This window comes from Rhodococcus sp. LB1, from assembly GCF_001583455.1.
In the GTDB taxonomy this organism is placed as follows: Bacteria; Actinomycetota; Actinomycetes; order Mycobacteriales; family Mycobacteriaceae; genus Rhodococcus_F; species Rhodococcus_F opacus.
The window spans coordinates 1-16,753 of the sequence record NZ_LTCZ01000005.1; the positions used below are offsets into that span (position 1 = coordinate 1).

Consider the following 16,753-nt stretch of genomic DNA (forward strand, 5'->3'; position numbering starts at 1 on the left):
GCCACCGCGCGCGGTGGCACGCAACACCGCGCCGAGTGCGGCAGCGGCACCGGACGCCTCGAACACGATCTCGACGTCCGCGGGTAGCTCCTCTCCCGCACTCAGGTCGACGACGCTGTCAGCACCCATCGCACGGGCGATCACCAACGGAGCCGCTGCCATGTCCGCGGCGACGACCGTGCGGGCGCCGGCGTACTTCGCCGCGGCGACGACGAGCGCGCCGATGGGGCCGGCTCCGTTGACGAGCACGTCTCGACCGGTCAGGTCGGCTGCCCGGCCGACGGCGTGCATGGCGACGGCGAGCGGCTCGGCCAGCGCCCCGCGGTCGGTTCCGACCCCGTCGGGAAGCGCACGGATCTGATCGGCCCGGACGACTTTGAGTTCACTGAAGCCGCCGTCCGTGTGCGGGGTGAATGCGGCGGAACCGCAGTAGCGCACTCGCGGGTACAGGTTGGTGCGGCCCGCGATTCGTTCCGGAAGAGGTTCGTTGCCGACCGGTGTCGCCGGGTGGACGGTGACCGGGGTACCGAGATCGATGCCCGTCACACCCGGGCCGGTGCCTGCGACTCGGCCGGCCATCTCGTGTCCTAGGACGAGGGGATGCTCGAGCACGGCCGTTCCGGACGCTCCGTGTCGCCAGTAGGCGACGTCGGATTCGCAGATTCCACCCCACTCCATGGCGATGAGCACTTCCCCGCCCCCTGGCACCGGGTCGGGCAGTTCGTCGACCCGAAGGTCCTTCGCTCCGTGTACGACAACGGCTTTCACAGTGCATCCTCCAGTCGGACGAGATCGCGGCCACGGGTCTCCGGGGCGAGCGCGGCGGAGACCAGGGTGATGAGCGAGTACACGATAAGCATCGCTGCGATGGGCCACCAGCTTCCTGTCATCGCCGTGAACGTCGCCGCGAGCAGGGGGCCGACGGCTGTCGCCGCGATTCCGCCGATTTCCTTCGCCAGGGCGAGCTGGGTGAAGCGGGTCCGCGATCCGAACAGCTCCGCCATCGTGACGCTCTCCAGGGCGAACAGCCCCAGCACGCCGATATTCAGGCCGATCACCATGGCGAGCAGCAGTCCGGCGTTGTTGCCGCTGGTGACCATGAGCAGCATCGGGAACGCGAACACCATCGTCAGCGCGGTGAGGGCGAAGTAGATGGGACGGCGGCCGAAACGGTCGCCGAGCCAGCCGACCACGGGGATCGTGGCAAAGCCGAGCAGGGAACCGTAGACGATCGCGTCGGTGGCGATGGAACGGTCGACCATCAGAGTGGTCGCGATGTAACCGACCAGGAACGTCTGCACGAGGCCGGAGTTGCCCGCCTGCCCGAACCGCAGACCGAGTGCGACGAGGAAAGCCTTGCCCTTCCGCTCGCGCAGTCCCGCCTCGAGGACACTCTCCGGATTCTCCTGCGCGACAGCTTCCAACTCGTCGCGGGAGAGGGCGACGCCGTCCACGATGTCGGGGCGTTCTTCGAAGACCGGGCTTTCCTTGAGGTTGCGCCGCAGCCACACCGCGAAGATCATCAGGACGAAGCTGAGCAGGAACGGCAGACGCCAGCCCCAGCTGACGAGTTGCTCGTCACTGAGCACACCGAGAAGCAGCGCCCAAAGTGCGGACGCCGCGAGCGTTCCCGAGTTGGTGCCCAGGCAGACCAGTGACGCGACCAGCCCGCGGCGGGGGGTGGGGGCGTACTCGACCAGCATAGTAGTGGCACCCGCGATCTCGGCGCCGGCGCCGAAACCTTGGATGAGACGGAGGGCGACGAGGAGAATCGGTGCGAAGATGCCGATCGCCTCGTATGTCGGCAGCACACCGATCAGCGTGGTCGAGGCACCCATCATGGTGATGGTGATGAACAGGACCTTCTTGCGGCCGATGCGGTCACCCATGCGTCCGAACACGATCGCCCCCGCCAACCGTGCCACATATCCGACCCCGTAAGTCGCCATCGCAGCGATCAGACCGATGGCGGGACTGACGTCTGGGAAGAAGATCTTGTTGAAGACGATGGCGGCGGCAAGCGAGTAAAGCTGGAAGTCCATGAACTCCATGGCGGTTCCGAGCCAGCCGGAAACGGCCGCCTTGGCCAGGTCGCGCGTCGTCCGTTCGGCGACGCCCTTCGGTGGGGCCTCCGCATTGTTCGTCATCGCATGTGCTCCTTGCTCGTGAGGTCGTGGTCCGGTGACACCGGGAGCGCCGCACGGAACGTCACGGAAGTGGATGGGTGGGCCGACACGGACCGATCAGTGCGACCAATCGGCGTACTCGGCGCCATCACGGCGCCGCACGGCAGTTTCCGGCATCTTCGTCAGTGCGATCATGCTGATGACGATGAGAACGCTCACGTAGACCGCGACCCATCCGAACGACCCGTCTCCCGCGAGAAGCAGCGCGGCGGCAACGACGGTGAACGGACCACTCGCGATCATGGCACCGAACTGCCAGACGACGGACACACCGCTGTAGCGCGCGGAGGACGGGAACAGCTCCGGGAAATAGGACGCCTGGGGCGCGTACGTCCCCGCGTGTCCAATCGCGAGACCAGCGATCAGCAACAGTGCGATCACCGCGATGTTCCCGGTTTGGACGGCGTAGAAGGAGGGGATCAGAAGAACGAGGTTCAATGCCGCAGCGCCGATATAGACCGGCTTACGTCCCACCCGGTCGGACAGCTTGCCCCACAAGGGAATCATGACGATCTCGGCGACGATCGCGATGATCACCGCGTCGAGAACCACCGACGCGTCCACATCCTGACTGCGTGCGTACGTGACGAGGAAGATCGTGTAGAAGGGGAACATCGCGGCCTCGACGAACTTGACGGCGATACCGCCGAAAACTTCCAGGCGGTGGTCGCGAAACAGAGTTCGAATCGGTGCAGGGCGGTGTCCACTGTGCTCCTTCATGTTCCGGAAGACTTCCGTCTCCGGAACCCGCAGGCGAATGTACAAACCGACAACGACGACGATCGCGCTCAGCAAGAAGGGAATTCGCCATCCCCACGACAGGAACAACTCTTCACTCATGCCGCCTTGCAGGACCGCGAAGAGCGCGGTCGGGATCAGATAGGCGACAGGAGAACCCAGTTGGACGAAGCTGGCGAAGAACCCCCGCCGCCGCGCCGGCGACGCTTCCGCTGTGAGTAGGACTGCACCACCTTGTTCGCCACCGACACCGAACCCCTGTATCAATCGGACGACGACGAGAATGACTGCGGCCCACAGTCCTATCTGCTCGTAGGTCGGCATCACACCGACCAGGAAAGTCCCGATTCCCGTCAGCAACAAGGTGAACACGAGTGTCTGCCTGCGACCGATTCGGTCACCGACATGCCCCCACACGATCCCGCCCAGCGGCCGCGCAAAGAACCCGACCGCGTAGGTCGAGAATGCGGCCAGGGTGCCCACCAGCGGGTCGACATCGGGGAAGAACACCTTGTTGAAGACCAGCGCCGACGCGGTGCCGTAGATGAAGAAGTCGTAATACTCGGCGATCGTTCCGACGACGGAGGCGAGGACGGTCCGACGCAAGCCGGCGTTCCCGGACCGATCGTCGACGCCATCCGCCGCCGCGCTTGTCGAACATTCACCTGGCGACGGATCCTCGTCCAACGTTGTCGACCTTTCGGTGCCCGCCCGCGGCGAGGTCTCCGCATTGTTCGTCATCGCATGTGTTCCTTGCTCGTGAGAGGTCGTGGTCCGGTGACGCCGGGCGTGCTGCACGATCGCGACCGGAGGTGGGCGCAGTCGCTGCGCGCACCGGTCCGGTGCGCCGTTCCGGTGGATTACCGCGGCGGCTTGTGAACCGGCTCACTTACATACAAGCCCTGAGAACCAGATCTTGTCAACATGCGATTTCGACAAGCGTCACTCACAGCGGAGCGAACAGCGGATACGCCCCGGGATCAGCTCCAGACGGCCACGACCCGGCGCGTCGGCCGGGTGACGGTGCCGTCCGAGAACAGCTCGGGAGAGCGGTCGCGGATCTTCTCGATGTCGGTGAACACCTTGCGAAGATGGGTCCGCAGAGCCGCGGCCGCACGCTCACCGTCCCGCGCTTCCAACGCGTCGACCACGGCGGCGTGCTCACAGGCCAGGGACTGCAGCGAACTCTCACCCATGATGCCGAGGCGGCGCGCGCGGTCGAGGTGAGCCTTTGCGCCGACGACCGTGCGCCACGCGGAACCGTGGCCGCCGACGGCGAGCAGGGACTTGTGGAACTGCTCGTCGAGTTCGAAGAAGGTGTTGACGTCCGTCGTCGCGTTCTGCGCCGCGATCAACTCCCGCAGTTCGGCGATCGCCGGCTCGTCCACCAATTGTTCGGCGTCCGCGATGGACGCGAGTTCGATGGCCTCGCGCACGAACTGCGCATCGGCGACCCGCTCGGGATCGATGCGCGCCACGAACGAGCCGAGCTTCGGAAAGATGTGCACGAGCCCTTCCTCGGCGAGGAGGATCAGGCTCTCACGGACCGGCGTCCTGCTGACCGACAGCTGTGCGGCGAGCTCGTTCTCGGACAGCGAGGCCCCAGGCGCGAGCTCCAACGTCACGATGCGTCGCCGCAGTTCGGCGTACACGCGCTCCCGGTTCGAACCCCGCTTGGCCGCCCCTGCACTCGTCATTTCGACAGTCTATTCCATACCGCAGCTGTTGACATACGCTGCCATTTAGTACTTGTATGTAAGTACTGCCCGAGCGGCCACTCGCTGCGGCGACGCGACTGCCGATTCCCGTCGAGCCCGCCAACGGCCCGATCCTCCTCGAAGGAGAACCAATCCATGAAGATCGTCGGCGCGGACGTGCTGATCACGGCACCGGGGCGCAACTACGTCACCCTGAAGATCACCACCGACGAGGGCCTGGTGGGGTGGGGCGACGCCACCCTCAACGGCCGCGAACTCGCGGTGGCGTCCTACCTGCGGGACCACATCTGCCCACAGCTGATCGGACGCGACGCGCACCAGATCGAGGACACATGGCAGTACCTGTACAAAGGTGCGTACTGGCGCCGCGGCCCGGTGACCATGACCGCGATCGCGGCCGTCGACATCGCACTCTGGGACATCAAGGGCAAGGCCGCCGGCCTGCCCGTGTACCAACTGCTCGGCGGCGCCGCCCGTGACGGCGTCATGGTCTACGGCCACGCCAGCGGCGAGAGCCTCGACGAGATGCTCGACGACTTCGCCGGCTATCTCGACAGCGGGTACCGCGCCGTGCGGGCGCAGTGCGCCATCCCCGGAATGGACACCGTGTACGGGGTCCACCGGGGAGGAGCCGGACTGTACGAGCCGGCGTCGGGTCATCTCCCCGCGGAGGAGACCTGGGAGACCGGCCCCTACCTGCGCTTCGCACCCCGCATGCTCGGTGCGGTCCGCGAGCGCTTCGGTTTCGACGTGCATCTGCTGCACGACGTGCACCACCGGCTCAGCCCGATCGAGGCGGGCCGCCTCGGGAAGGACCTGGAAGAGCATCGCCTGTTCTGGATGGAGGACGCGACGCCCGCGGAGGACCAGGACGCGTTCCGGCTGATCCGGCAGCACACCACCACACCGCTGGCGGTCGGCGAGGTCTTCAACTCGATCTGGGACTGCCAGCAGCTGATCACCGAGCGACTGATCGACTACATCCGTACATCGGTGTCGCACGCCGGTGGCATCAGCCATCTGCGCAAGATCTTCTCCCTCGCCGAGTTGTACGGCGTGCGTACCGGATCCCACGGCGCGGGCGACCTCTCCCCGGTCTCGTTTGCTGCCGCACTGCACGTGGACATGGCGGTCCCGAATTTCGGTATCCAGGAATACATGGGCCACCGCGCACCGGCGGAGGAGGTCTTCCACACCAACTGGACCTTCCGTAACGGTCTGATGCACCCCGGAGACGCGCCGGGCCTCGGCGTCGAGGTCGACGAAGATGCCGCTGCGCGGTTCCCCTACGACCCGAAGTTCCTTCCGGTGAACCGCCGGACCGATGGTTCGGTCCACGACTGGTGAGCGCCAACGATTTCCGGGGCGTCGACGTCGTCGTCCTCGGTGAACCCCTGGTCGAGATCAGCACCCACGGTCCGATCACGGCCGGGATCGACTGCCGGCTCGGGGTATCCGGTGACGTCGTGAACACCGCCGCCGCGGCCGTGGCCGCCGGCGCCCAGGTCGCCGTCATCACCCGCGTATCCCGCGACGAACTCGGCACCGCGGTCATCGACCGGCTCGCCGAGATGGGCGCCGACACGCGCTTCGTCCGCCGCGACGACAGCTTCCAGGGCATGTACGTCCAGTACGCCGACCCACTCGGCGAACGCCAGTTCTGCTACGCCCGGGGCGGTTCCGCCGCGTCCCGGCTCAGCCCCGACGACCTGCCCGAAGGGCTGCTCGAGAACGCGGGCGCGGTGCTGGTCAGCGGGATAGCGGCGGCGCTGTCGGCCACAGCGCGGACGGCCGTGCTCGAGGCTGCCCGTCGATCTCAGCGCTTCGTGTACGACCCGAACTACCGGCAACGACTGACCACTCCCCAGGAGGCGGGCGCCGTTCTCCGCGAGATCGCGCCGCACTGCGCCCTCGTCACCCCGTCGGCGCCGCACGAGTGCGCGACACTACTGGGAACCGAGAGCCCGGCGGAGGCTGCCGCACTGTTGCGTGCCGCGGGCGCGGGCGCCGTCGCCGTCACCTGCGGCGCCACCGGCGTCCACGTCGACACCGTGCACTGGCAGCCTGCGTTCCCCGCACCGGCCGTGGTCGACCAGACCGGTGCCGGCGACGTATTCGCCGGTACCGTGACCGCGCGACTCGCCCTCGGCGACGACCTGCGCACGGCGGTCCGCCTCGGTGCCGCCGCCGCGTCGCTGGCCGTCGGCGGAGCAGGCGGCAGCGGCGGAATCGCACCACTCGACGTGGTGCGCACGCACGCCGCTTCACACAGCGGGGTATCGGCATGACAGGCCTGCGCTACGGAACCTACGGCCGTGCGACACCACCCGATCCCGACCCGCGGAGTCTGACCATCGGCCAGGTGCACCTCGGTCTGGGCGCCTTCCACCGCGCCCACCAGGCCGTCTACACCGAGGACGCGATTCGGAACACGGGCGACAGCCGTTGGGGGATTGCCGCTTTCACCCAGCGCAGCGGCGCCGCGGCCGCGCGGTTGGCACCGCAGGACGGCCTCTATACGGTGGTCGAACGCTGCGCGGACGCCACGCCGCCACGCACTGTCGGCGTTCTCCGCGAAGTCGGGAATGCGGCCGCGGATCCGGGTTCCGTGATCGACCGCATCGCCGACCCTACCGTCCACATCGTGACCCTCACCGTCACGGAGAAGGGGTACCGCCACGATCCGGTGAGGGGGATCCTCCGTGTCGACGACCCCGAGGTACGCGCCGACCTCGCAGGACGCACACCCCGGACGGTGCCTGCCGCCCTCGCGCACGCCATCGCGCGGCGGGCGGCCGCGGGAGCGGGCCCGCTCACCGTCGTCTCCTGCGACAACCTGCCCGACAACGGCCGACTCCTCGAAGGCCTCGTCCGCGACTTCGCGGCGGAGGCCGGACTCGACGCCACCACCGACGCCCTGGCGTCCGCGATGGTGACGTTCCCATCGACGGTCGTCGACCGCATCGTGCCCGTCACCACCGACGCCGACATCGCCGACCTGCAGCGCCGCATCGGGGTTCGCGACGCGGCTCCGGTGATCTGCGAGCCGTTCCGGCAGTGGGTGATCGAGGATCGTTTCGCCGGGCCCGCACCCGACTGGTCCACTGCAGGAGCGCAGTTCGTCGACGACGCCGCACCGTGGGAACAACTCAAGCTCCGCATGCTCAACGCCGCGCACTCGATACTGGCGTACCTCGGCCTGCGGCTGGGGTACCGCTCGATCGCCGCGGCGGTGACGGACCCTGTCCTCGCGGACGCCTGCCGTCGACTCTTCGCGCACGACGTGCAGCCGTCGCTGGTCGTTCCGCCGGGCATGGATGTCGCCGGATACGGCGAATCGGTGCTGGCTCGCTTCGACAACAGTGCGTTGCCGCACACCACGATCCAAGTTGCCGCCGACGGGTCCCAGAAGATCGGCCCGCGACTGCTCGCCACCGTCGCAGCGCGTGCCGCCCAGGGCGCAGCGGCACCGTGGGCGACGCTCGGCGTCGCCGCGTGGGCACTGCACGTGATCGACCCGGTCGACGCCGCCGGCCACTCGGTCGAGTTGGCGGACCCACGGGCCGGCGAACTGCGGGACCTGGTTGCGGGAGCCACCGTTCCGGTCGCTGTGCGCCGCCTCGTCACCGATCCGACGGTGGTGGGCAGCGCACTCGCCGACGACTCGCGTTTCGTCGACCGCGCGGTCGAACTCGCCGACGGACTCCACCAGCACGGATACGCCGCACTCCACCACGAGGTACGAACGTGACCGCCCTCCCCCACAGACGCACCACTTCTTCGCAGCACGCACCCATTCCAGGCCCCGAAAAGTACTGCGTGAACCAAGAAGGGGCGCGTCTGAACGGCGACTGCTGCCCCACAAACAATGTGAACATACGTTCGAATATCGGGTAGCATGGCGGCATGACTTCCGCGGATGCGCGGTATGCGCTCCAGGCTTCACTGTTCGACGACGCGTCGTTCGGTGTCGAGCTGGGCGCGCTCGGGTCGACTGTGCAGCGTCGCACGCTCACGGCGGGAGCGTGGGTCGACGTGCGGCCGGGGTGGCTGACCGGCTCCGACGAGCTGTTCACCACGCTCGCGGAAAGGGTGCCGTGGAAGGCGGAGCGGCGCCAGATGTACGACCGGGTGGTCGACGTCCCGCGCCTCGTCCGGTTCTACCGGGAGGGCGAGCCGCTCCCCGACCCGCTGCTGGTCGCGGCACGCGACGCCCTGAGCACGCACTACCTGCCCGAACTGGGCGAGAAGTTCGCCACTTCCGGACTCTGCTTCTATCGCGACGGCTCCGACAGCGTCGCCTGGCACGGCGACGACACCGGCCGCAGCCGCACCGAAGACACCATGGTCGCCATCCTCTCGCTCGGCGCCGCGCGTCCGCTGCTGCTGCGTCCGCGCGGCGGCGGGCACTCGATCCGGTACTCGCTCGGCCACGGTGACCTGCTGGTGATGGGTGGTTCCTGCCAGCGCACCTGGGAGCATTGCGTACCGAAGAGCACCCGCCCGCTCGGACCGCGGATCAGCGTGCAGTTCCGCACGAGAGGCGTGCGGTGATCACTTCCGACGTGCGGCCACTGCCTGCGCGAGACGGTCCAGCTGCGCCGCCGTCGTGCTCCAGTCGATGCACGCGTCGGTGATGGACTGGCCGTACGTGAGGTCCTCGGCCTTTCCGAGCGTGAGGTCCTGACGACCGGCTTCGATGAAGCTCTCCACCATCACACCGACGATCCCCTTCTCGCCCTCCTCGAGCCGCACCGCGATGTCGTTCAGCACGTCGACCTGCTTCTCGTGGTTCTTGCTGCTGTTGCCGTGGCTGGCATCGATGACGACCCGCTCCGGCAGACCGCCCTTGCGCAGCCGGGCGAGCGTGTCCGCCACCGTCTCCGCGTCGTAATTCGGTCCGTCGCTGCCCCCGCGGAGGATGACGTGGCAGTCGGGGTTGCCGACCGTGCGGATCAGCGCGGCCTGCCCGTCGAGGTCGGTGCCGGGGAACACGTGGCTCGCCGCGGCGGCGCGGGTACCGTCGACGGCCACCTGCACGTCACCCTCCGTCGAGTTCTTGATCCCGACCGGCATCGACAGCGCGCTGCACAGCTGCCGGTGCACCTGGCTGGCGGCAGTGCGGGCACCGATCGCGCCGTACGTGACGAGGTCCGCGATGTACTGCGGCATGATCGGGTCGAGGAACTCGCAGCCGACCGGCAGGCCGAGCGAGGACACGTCGAGCAGCAGCTTGCGGCCCATGCGGATCCCGGTGTCGATGTCGAACGTGCCGTCCAGGTGCGGGTCGTTGAGCAGACCCTTCCAGCCGAGCGTGGTGCGCGGCTTCTCGAAGTAGACCCGCATCACGATGTGCAGGTCGTCGCGCAATTCCTCGGCCTTCGCGGCGAGCAGGCGGGCGTAGTCCATGGCGGCGTCCGGGTCGTGCACCGAGCACGGGCCCACCACGACGAGCAGTCGATCGTCGTCGCCGTTCAGCACGTTCACCGTGTCGGCGCGGCCGGAGCGGACGGTTGCGGACGCGACGTCGTCGGGGGCGTATTCGCGGCGCACGACCGACGGGGCCACCAGCGGGCTGATACTGGCGGTGCGCTGGTCGTCCAGCCGATCACTGCTGGTAGTGGTGTCGATAGTGACAGTCATGGGTTCGGGTTCCTGTTCTCAGGCCGGCCCTCGAAGACTGTGGAGATTCCCGCGAGCCGGTCTGTAATCCGGCTCTGGGGTGGAAGAAGTCAGCGCGTGGTTACGCCGACCGGCCCACCCGGGGCCGGCCTGCTAAACCAGAAATATGCGCGCTGCATGGCGCCCACAGTAACGGCTGCCCCCGATCGGCGCCACACCTACCCCGGCCCCTGACATTTGTCACGGTGAGGTCGTGACGGACGTGTGGGGGTCGGCGGCCGTCCGGATCGCACGCTGAATGCATGACATCGACAGAGCTCCACACCTCCACGAAGGCCTCCGCGTCGCCGGCTCCGGCAGTCAGCCTGCGCGGCGTCCACAAGTACTTCGGTGACGTTCACGCCGTCCGAGGCCTGGACCTCGAGATCCGGCCCGGCGAGATCGTCGCGTTCCTCGGCCCCAACGGCGCCGGCAAGACCACCACCGTCGACATGGTCCTCGGATTGTCCCGCCCCACAGCCGGTGAGGTGTCCGTGTTCGGCACCGATCCGCGCACCGCGATCGCGCAAGGTCTGGTCTCGGCGGTCATGCAGACGGGCGGGCTGCTGAAGGAACTGACCGTCGAGGAGACCGTCCGGCTCACCGCGAGCCTGTTCGCCGACACGCGGCCCGTCGACGAGGTCCTCACCCGGGCCGGCATCGCCGATCTCGGAAACCGGTTGGTGGGCAAGTGTTCCGGTGGTCAGCAGCAGCGACTGCGGTTCGCGATGGCCCTGCTCTCCGATCCCGAGCTGCTGATCCTCGACGAGCCGACCACGGGCATGGACGTCGAGGGCAGGCGGGACTTCTGGTCGGCGATCCGCGCCGACGCGAACAGCGGCCGGACCGTCGTCTTCGCGACGCACTATCTCGAGGAGGCCGACGCCTACGCCGACCGGATCGTGCTGGTGCGCAAGGGAAAGGTGGTGGCCGACGGCACCGCTGCCGAGGTGAAGGCATTGGCCGCGGGACGCACGGTGCGCGCCCACTTCCCGGGCGCCGACAGGGACCAGTTGTTCGCGATTCCCGGTGCCGACAGCATCGAAGTACGCGGCGACAGCGTGCTCGTCCACTCGCGGGACACCGACGCCGTCGCGCGTCATCTCCTCACGCAGACGCCCGCCTGCGACCTGGAAATCATCTCCCGGGGTCTCGAAGACGCGTTCATCGCACTCACCTCCGACGACTCCGCCACGGAAGGATCGAACTGATGACCACCCTCGCCGCACCCCGCCGCGTTCCCCCGTTCGGCGGACTCAACACCACCCTCCTCGGACTCGAACTGCGCCGGCTGCTGCGCAATCGGCGCACGATGATCATCACTCTCGTCATGCCGGTCGTCTTCTTCCTCATCTTCGGCCTGAACCCGAGCTACTCGGGTGAGAGCGCGGGCAACGGGAACGTCTCGGCGTACGTGATGATCAGCATGGCGCTGTACGGCGCGATGATCGCGACGACGAGCGGCGGCGCGATGGTGTCGGTGGAACGGGCGTCGGGATGGAGCCGGCAGTTGCGGCTCACCCCCTTGTCCCCCGGGGTCTACATCTTCGTCAAGGTGCTCGTCGCGATGATGCTCGGGCTCGGGGCCGTCGGCGTCGTCTACCTGGTGGGCGCGTTCACGTCCGTCCGGATGGACACGTCCCTGTGGTTCACGACGGCCCTGATCACCTGGCTCGGATCCGCAGTGTTCGCCGCGTTCGGCCTGTTCATGGGGTACCTGCTGCCGAGCGAGAACGTCATGCAGATCCTCGGCCCCGGGCTCGCCGTGCTCGGTTTCGCGGGCGGGCTGTTCATGCCGCTGCAGGACGGTTCGGTGTGGGCGTCGATCGCGCAGTTCATGCCTACGTACGGGCTGAGTCAGCTGGTGCACGCGCCGCTCACCGGTGACGCGATGCAGTGGACGTGGCTCCTCAACGTCGCGGTGTGGCTGGCGATCTTCGCCGGCGGTACGGCGTGGCGGTTCCAGCGCGACACCGAGCGAGTGTGACGGCGGTATCGTGACTGCCGTGACCACCCCCGACGGCCCCGTCGTGACCAGGCGATGGGGCCGTTTCGGATTCATTTTCGCTGCCGCGTGGACGGTCTTCCTGTTCCAGCCGTTCCTCGACGGGTGGGCCGCCCGCGATCAGCTCCGGGGCTGGATCGGGATGATCGCCACGCTCGCATTCGCGGTGACGTACCTTGCGATGTTCCGGTGGTCGCATACCCGGCGCGCGCACAACGAGTTTCGGCCACCGCTGAACCAGGCGGTACCGCTGGTGGTGGCGTTGTTCGGGCTCGCGGCCGTCATGGTGGTCGCCGTCGGGTCGTCGGGGCTGTCCGCCGCCGTCTTCCTCGCCGTCTCCGCGGTCATGCTGTTCCCCGCGTGGCTCGGCGGGATCACCGCGCTGACCGTCGCAGTTCTCGTGGAAGTGATCTCCACGGTGATGGACTGGGGGTCTGGCACCGGGCTCTCGCTGGGCGTGTGCGCGGCCGCATTCGCGATGTTCGGGGTGACCAAGCTGATCAACCGCAACATCGAACTGGTCCGGGAACGGGAAGCGAGCGAACGACTCGCAGTGCAGGAGGAACGCACCCGGATGGCCCGCGACCTCCACGACATCCTCGGGCACTCCCTCACCGTCATCACCGTCAAGGCCGAACTCGTGGGCCGGCTCCTAGACATCGACCTCGACCGGGCCCGCACGGAAGTGGCAGACCTGGAACGCCTTTCCCGCGACGCGCTCGCGGACGTCCGGCAGGCCGTGCAGGGAATCCGGGGGCTGTCGCTTCCGGTGGAGATCGCCCGGGCCGGGGAAGCGTTGCGGTCGGCCGGAATCGAGGCCGAGCTGCCCAACAGCACCGAGTCGGTGCCCACCGGCCTGCGCGAGTTGTTCGCGTGGACGGTCCGCGAGGGTGTCACGAACGTGGTTCGGCACAGCGGCGCAACGCACTGCTCGGTCACGGTGGGCGAACGCGAGGTCACCGTCGTCGACGACGGCGCCGGCTGCGCCGAATCCGTGCACGGGAACGGGCTGGTGGGCCTGCGGGAGCGCGCCGCCACCGCCGGAGCCCGGGTCGTCATCACCCATCCGCAACCGGGCGGATTCTCGTTGCACGTGCTGAAGGAAGAGGTCCCGTGACGATCCGGCTGCTGCTCGCCGACGATCAGGCACTCGTCCGCGGTGCCCTCGCCGCCCTGCTGGACCTGGAGGCGGACCTGACGGTCGTCGCGGAGGTCGGGCGCGGCGACGAGGTCGTCGCGGCGGCGCGCGAGCACTCCCCCGACGTCGCGCTCCTCGACGTCGAAATGCCCGGCCTGGACGGGATCGCCGCGGCCGCGGCACTGCGGGCAGAGATGCCGCAGACCCGCGTCCTGATCGTGACGACGTTCGGTCGTCCCGGGTACCTGCGCAAGGCACTGCAGGCCGGTGCGTCGGGGTTCGTCGTGAAGGACACCCCGGCCCGGCAGCTCGCCGACGCCGTCCGGCGCGTCCATGCCGGACTGCGCGTCGTCGACCCGGCTCTCGCCGCCGACAGTCTCGTCAGCGGGGAATCACCGCTCACCGACCGGGAGACCGACGTGCTGCGGGCGGCGCGGGACGGTGCGCCGGTCGCCTCGATCGCGGCCGCACTGTTCCTGTCGGCAGGTACCGTGCGCAATCACCTGTCCTCGGCGATCGGCAAGACCGGCGCCAGCACCCGCGCCGAGGCCGTCCGCGCCGCGGAGTCGAACGGCTGGCTCTAGGCCCTTCGCGCCCGTGAGTGCTTGACGAGTACAGGGACCCCTTAACCGCGCACGGGCCGGAGGCCTATGCTGGCCGGTGCAGCTGGTTCGCCCGGCACGGTCGTGAGGAGCCCCGAAGACCGCACCAGGCGTCGAAGCACATCGGACTCCCCGGAGTCCGCGTGTGAGAGGGAACCCGGTGAGAATCCGGGACTGTCCCGCAGCGGTGAGCAGGAACGACCGCCGTCACCATGCACTGGGCACAGCCTGGGAAGCGACGGCCACTAGGTCCGGTGTGATGTCACACCGGCTGCCTGCGAGTCCGAAGACCTGCCGACTGTGTCGGGCACGCCGTGCCCGACGGTTACCGCCTCGTGGATTGGGCGTGTAGACCTTCTCGCGCTGCAGCACGTCCCTGGGCTCGAGAGGTGTACCCGTTTGCCGGCGGTAGCCGTACCGCGTACGCAACTGGAGATACCGTGACATTTTCTTTCACCGCGACCGTGCTGGGCTCACCTCGCATCGGTCCGAATCGCGAACTGAAGAAGGCCGTCGAGTCGTACTGGGCCGGCCGCCTCGACGCCGAAGGGCTCGACGCTCTCGCCCGGGATCTGCGACGCCAGACCTGGACGAGATTGCGCGACGCCGGGCTCGACTCCGTGCCCGTCAACACGTTCTCGTACTACGACCATGTGCTGGACACCGCGGCGATGCTCGGCGCCCTGCCCGACCGTGTCGCCGGCATCGAGAGCGACCTCGACCGCTACTTCGCCGCCGCCCGCGGCAACGACACGGTCGCCCCGCTCGAGATGACCAAGTGGTTCGACACCAACTACCACTATCTGGTGCCGGAGATCTCCCCGTCGACGACGTTCGTCCTCGACCCGTCGAAGGTGCTCCGCGAACTCGAAGACGCACGTGCCCTGGACATTCCGGCCCGGCCGGTGGTGGTGGGTCCGGTGACGTTCCTGCTGCTGTCGAAGGCCGTCGGTTCGGACGCACCCCTCCTCGACCGCCTCGACGAACTGGTCCCGCTGTATGCGGACCTGCTCGGTCAGCTCGCCGACGCGGGCGCCGAGTGGGTGCAGATCGACGAACCCGCGCTGGTCGCCGACCGCACACCGGAGGACATCGCGGCGGCCAAGCGTGCCTACGACCGGTTGTCCGCGGCACCGTCGCGGCCGGCGATCCTCGTCGCGTCCTACTTCGGCAGTCTCGGTGACGCGCTCCCCGCCATCGCCTCGACCGGTGTCGAGGGAATCGCGATCGATCTGGTCGCCGGATCCGACACTCTCGCCACGGTTCCCGATCTGACCCGCAAGCACGTCGTCGCCGGCGTCGTCGACGGACGCAACATCTGGCGCACCGACCTGGACGCGGCACTGGCGTCGCTCGGCACCCTGCTGGGCAGCACCGGTTCGCTCGCCGTCTCGACGTCGTGCTCGCTGCTGCACGTCCCGTACACGCTCGACGCGGAGACCGGCCTCGACAAGGCGCTGCGGTCGTGGCTGGCGTTCGGCACCGAGAAGGTCCGTGAGGTCGTCGCGCTCGGCACCGCACTGACCAGCGGTCGTGAATCCGTCGAGGACGAGTTCGCGCTCGCCCGCGCGGCGGCGTCCACCCGCAGCACCGACAGGCGTCTGCACGACGCCACGGTCCGTGCCCGGCTGGACGCGCTCACCGCGTCCGATCCGGGGCGCAGTCCCGCGGCGGAACGACGCGAAGCCCAGTCGGCGCTGTCGCTTCCGGTGCTGCCGACCACCACCATCGGCTCCTACCCTCAGACGACGCAGATCCGCGTCGCGCGCGCGGCGCGGCGAAAGGGTGAGATCGACGAGGCCGAGTACCTGTACCGGATGCGCGCCGAGGTCGCCGATGTGGTTGCGCTGCAGGAGAAGCTGGACCTCGACGTGCTGGTGCACGGCGAACCGGAACGCAACGACATGGTGCAGTACTTCGCCGAACAGTTGGACGGGTTCTTCGCGACGGACAACGGCTGGGTGCAGTCGTACGGCAGCCGCTGCGTCCGCCCGCCGATCCTGTACGGCGACGTGCGCCGCAGCAACCCGATGACCGTCCAGTGGATCACGTACGCGCAGTCACTCACGCGGCGTCCGGTGAAGGGCATGCTCACCGGTCCGGTGACGATCCTGGCGTGGTCGTTCGTGCGCGACGACCAGCCGCTGGCCGACTCGGCCAACCAGGTGGCGCTGGCCATCCGCGACGAAACGGTGGACCTGCAGGGCGCGGGCATCCGAATCGTCCAGGTGGACGAGCCCGCGCTGCGCGAACTGCTGCCCCTGCGGGCCGCGGCTCAGCCGGCGTACCTCGACTGGTCGGTCGGGGCGTTCCGTCTCGCGACGTCCGGGGTCTCGGACTCGACGCAGATCCACACCCACCTCTGCTATTCGGAGTTCGGTGAGGTCATCGAGGCCATCGCGAGGCTCGACGCCGACGTCACCTCCATCGAGGCCGCGCGCTCGCACATGGAGGTCCTCGACGACCTCAACGCCGTCGGCTTCGATCTCGGCGTCGGCCCGGGCGTGTACGACATCCACTCGCCGCGGGTGCCCGGTGTCGAGGAGATCGCGGCGTCGCTGCGGGAGGCGCTGAAGGCGGTGCCGGTGGAACGGCTGTGGGTCAACCCCGACTGCGGCCTGAAGACCCGCGGTCCCGCCGAGGTCGAGGCGTCGCTGCGCAACCTCGTCGACGCGGCGAAGCTGGTCCGCGCGGAGCTGTAGGCG

14 protein-coding genes and 1 riboswitch are annotated in these 16,753 nt (G+C 68.5%); of the genes, 9 read left to right on the top strand and 5 right to left on the bottom strand.

Annotated elements, in window-relative coordinates; all coding sequences use genetic code 11:
• The 4 genes from AZG88_RS01195 to AZG88_RS01210 form a co-directional block, all read right to left on the bottom strand.
• On the bottom strand, positions 1–768 hold a 768-nt coding region (locus AZG88_RS01195; protein WP_061696802.1), incomplete at its 3' end, for an alcohol dehydrogenase catalytic domain-containing protein.
• Positions 765–2,147 (bottom strand): MFS transporter, encoded by a 1,383-nt coding sequence (locus AZG88_RS01200; RefSeq protein WP_061696803.1) that lies wholly within the window; start codon positions 2,145–2,147, stop codon positions 765–767. The genes AZG88_RS01200 and AZG88_RS01195, both read right to left, overlap by 4 nt.
• Before the next feature lie 96 nt (positions 2,148–2,243).
• Positions 2,244–3,665 (bottom strand): MFS transporter, encoded by a 1,422-nt coding sequence (locus AZG88_RS01205; protein ID WP_082764694.1) that lies wholly within the window; start codon positions 3,663–3,665, stop codon positions 2,244–2,246.
• A gap of 239 nt (positions 3,666–3,904) precedes the next feature.
• Complete coding sequence (locus tag AZG88_RS01210; RefSeq protein WP_061043536.1) at positions 3,905–4,621, bottom strand: GntR family transcriptional regulator; 717 nt, start codon at positions 4,619–4,621, stop codon at positions 3,905–3,907.
• Positions 4,622–4,777: 156 nt separating this feature from the next.
• Between AZG88_RS01210 and manD the strand changes: the two genes are divergently transcribed.
• From manD to AZG88_RS01230, 4 genes are all read left to right on the top strand, one after another.
• A complete protein-coding gene (gene manD, locus AZG88_RS01215) occupies positions 4,778–5,989 on the top strand; it encodes a D-mannonate dehydratase ManD (protein ID WP_061043537.1) in 1,212 nt (403 codons plus the stop codon).
• Entirely contained in the window at positions 5,986–6,930 is a 945-nt protein-coding gene (locus AZG88_RS01220; protein ID WP_061696804.1) for a sugar kinase, read from the top strand. Before manD ends, AZG88_RS01220 begins: the two co-directional genes overlap by 4 nt.
• The gene (locus tag AZG88_RS01225) at positions 6,927–8,393 is read left to right on the top strand and encodes a mannitol dehydrogenase family protein (RefSeq protein WP_061696805.1); all 1,467 of its coding nucleotides are present in this window, start codon (positions 6,927–6,929) and stop codon (positions 8,391–8,393) included. Before AZG88_RS01220 ends, AZG88_RS01225 begins: the two co-directional genes overlap by 4 nt.
• Before the next feature lie 155 nt (positions 8,394–8,548).
• Positions 8,549–9,196 carry an alpha-ketoglutarate-dependent dioxygenase AlkB gene (locus tag AZG88_RS01230; RefSeq protein WP_005244217.1) on the top strand — a complete coding sequence of 216 codons (648 nt, stop codon included), beginning with the start codon at positions 8,549–8,551 and terminating at the stop codon, positions 9,194–9,196.
• Here the strand turns inward: AZG88_RS01230 and AZG88_RS01235 are convergent, their stop codons facing one another.
• The gene (locus AZG88_RS01235) at positions 9,197–10,285 is read right to left on the bottom strand and encodes a 3-deoxy-7-phosphoheptulonate synthase (RefSeq protein WP_005244219.1); all 1,089 of its coding nucleotides are present in this window, start codon (positions 10,283–10,285) and stop codon (positions 9,197–9,199) included. It abuts the gene before it with no gap.
• Between the two features lie 281 nt (positions 10,286–10,566).
• Between AZG88_RS01235 and AZG88_RS01240 the strand changes: the two genes are divergently transcribed.
• The 5 genes from AZG88_RS01240 to metE all read left to right on the top strand — a co-directional run bounded on the left by AZG88_RS01240 (position 10,567) and on the right by metE (position 16,750).
• Positions 10,567–11,514 (top strand): ABC transporter ATP-binding protein, encoded by a 948-nt coding sequence (locus AZG88_RS01240; protein ID WP_005244221.1) that lies wholly within the window; start codon positions 10,567–10,569, stop codon positions 11,512–11,514.
• Positions 11,514–12,290: an ABC transporter permease gene (locus AZG88_RS01245; RefSeq protein WP_061696806.1), complete on the top strand. Its 777-nt coding sequence runs from the start codon at positions 11,514–11,516 to the stop codon at positions 12,288–12,290. Before AZG88_RS01240 ends, AZG88_RS01245 begins: the two co-directional genes overlap by 1 nt.
• A gap of 19 nt (positions 12,291–12,309) precedes the next feature.
• Positions 12,310–13,425 carry a sensor histidine kinase gene (locus tag AZG88_RS01250; protein ID WP_231913757.1) on the top strand — a complete coding sequence of 372 codons (1,116 nt, stop codon included), beginning with the start codon at positions 12,310–12,312 and terminating at the stop codon, positions 13,423–13,425.
• Entirely contained in the window at positions 13,422–14,030 is a 609-nt protein-coding gene (locus AZG88_RS01255; protein WP_061043544.1) for a response regulator transcription factor, read from the top strand. The genes AZG88_RS01250 and AZG88_RS01255 overlap by 4 nt, the downstream gene beginning before the upstream one ends.
• A gap of 140 nt (positions 14,031–14,170) precedes the next feature.
• Positions 14,171–14,361: riboswitch (cobalamin riboswitch) on the top strand.
• A 127-nt stretch (positions 14,362–14,488) separates the two neighbouring features.
• Complete coding sequence (metE, locus tag AZG88_RS01260) at positions 14,489–16,750, top strand: 5-methyltetrahydropteroyltriglutamate--homocysteine S-methyltransferase (protein ID WP_061696808.1); 2,262 nt, start codon at positions 14,489–14,491, stop codon at positions 16,748–16,750.
• The last annotated feature ends 3 nt before the right edge of the window (positions 16,751–16,753 follow it).

What these genes read in the sequence shown, in the direction of transcription:
- AZG88_RS01225 (WP_061696805.1), top strand. Translation starts at nt 6,927, where the DNA reads ATGACAGGCCTGCGCTACGGAACCTACGGCCGTGCGACACCACCCGAT.
- AZG88_RS01200 (WP_061696803.1), bottom strand. Translation starts at nt 2,147, where the DNA reads ATGACGAACAATGCGGAGGCCCCACCGAAGGGCGTCGCCGAACGGACG.
- manD (WP_061043537.1), top strand. Translation starts at nt 4,778, where the DNA reads ATGAAGATCGTCGGCGCGGACGTGCTGATCACGGCACCGGGGCGCAAC.
- AZG88_RS01230 (WP_005244217.1), top strand. Translation starts at nt 8,549, where the DNA reads ATGACTTCCGCGGATGCGCGGTATGCGCTCCAGGCTTCACTGTTCGAC.
- AZG88_RS01235 (WP_005244219.1), bottom strand. Translation starts at nt 10,285, where the DNA reads ATGACTGTCACTATCGACACCACTACCAGCAGTGATCGGCTGGACGAC.
- AZG88_RS01210 (WP_061043536.1), bottom strand. Translation starts at nt 4,621, where the DNA reads ATGACGAGTGCAGGGGCGGCCAAGCGGGGTTCGAACCGGGAGCGCGTG.
- AZG88_RS01205 (WP_082764694.1), bottom strand. Translation starts at nt 3,665, where the DNA reads ATGACGAACAATGCGGAGACCTCGCCGCGGGCGGGCACCGAAAGGTCG.
- AZG88_RS01245 (WP_061696806.1), top strand. Translation starts at nt 11,514, where the DNA reads ATGACCACCCTCGCCGCACCCCGCCGCGTTCCCCCGTTCGGCGGACTC.
- AZG88_RS01240 (WP_005244221.1), top strand. Translation starts at nt 10,567, where the DNA reads ATGACATCGACAGAGCTCCACACCTCCACGAAGGCCTCCGCGTCGCCG.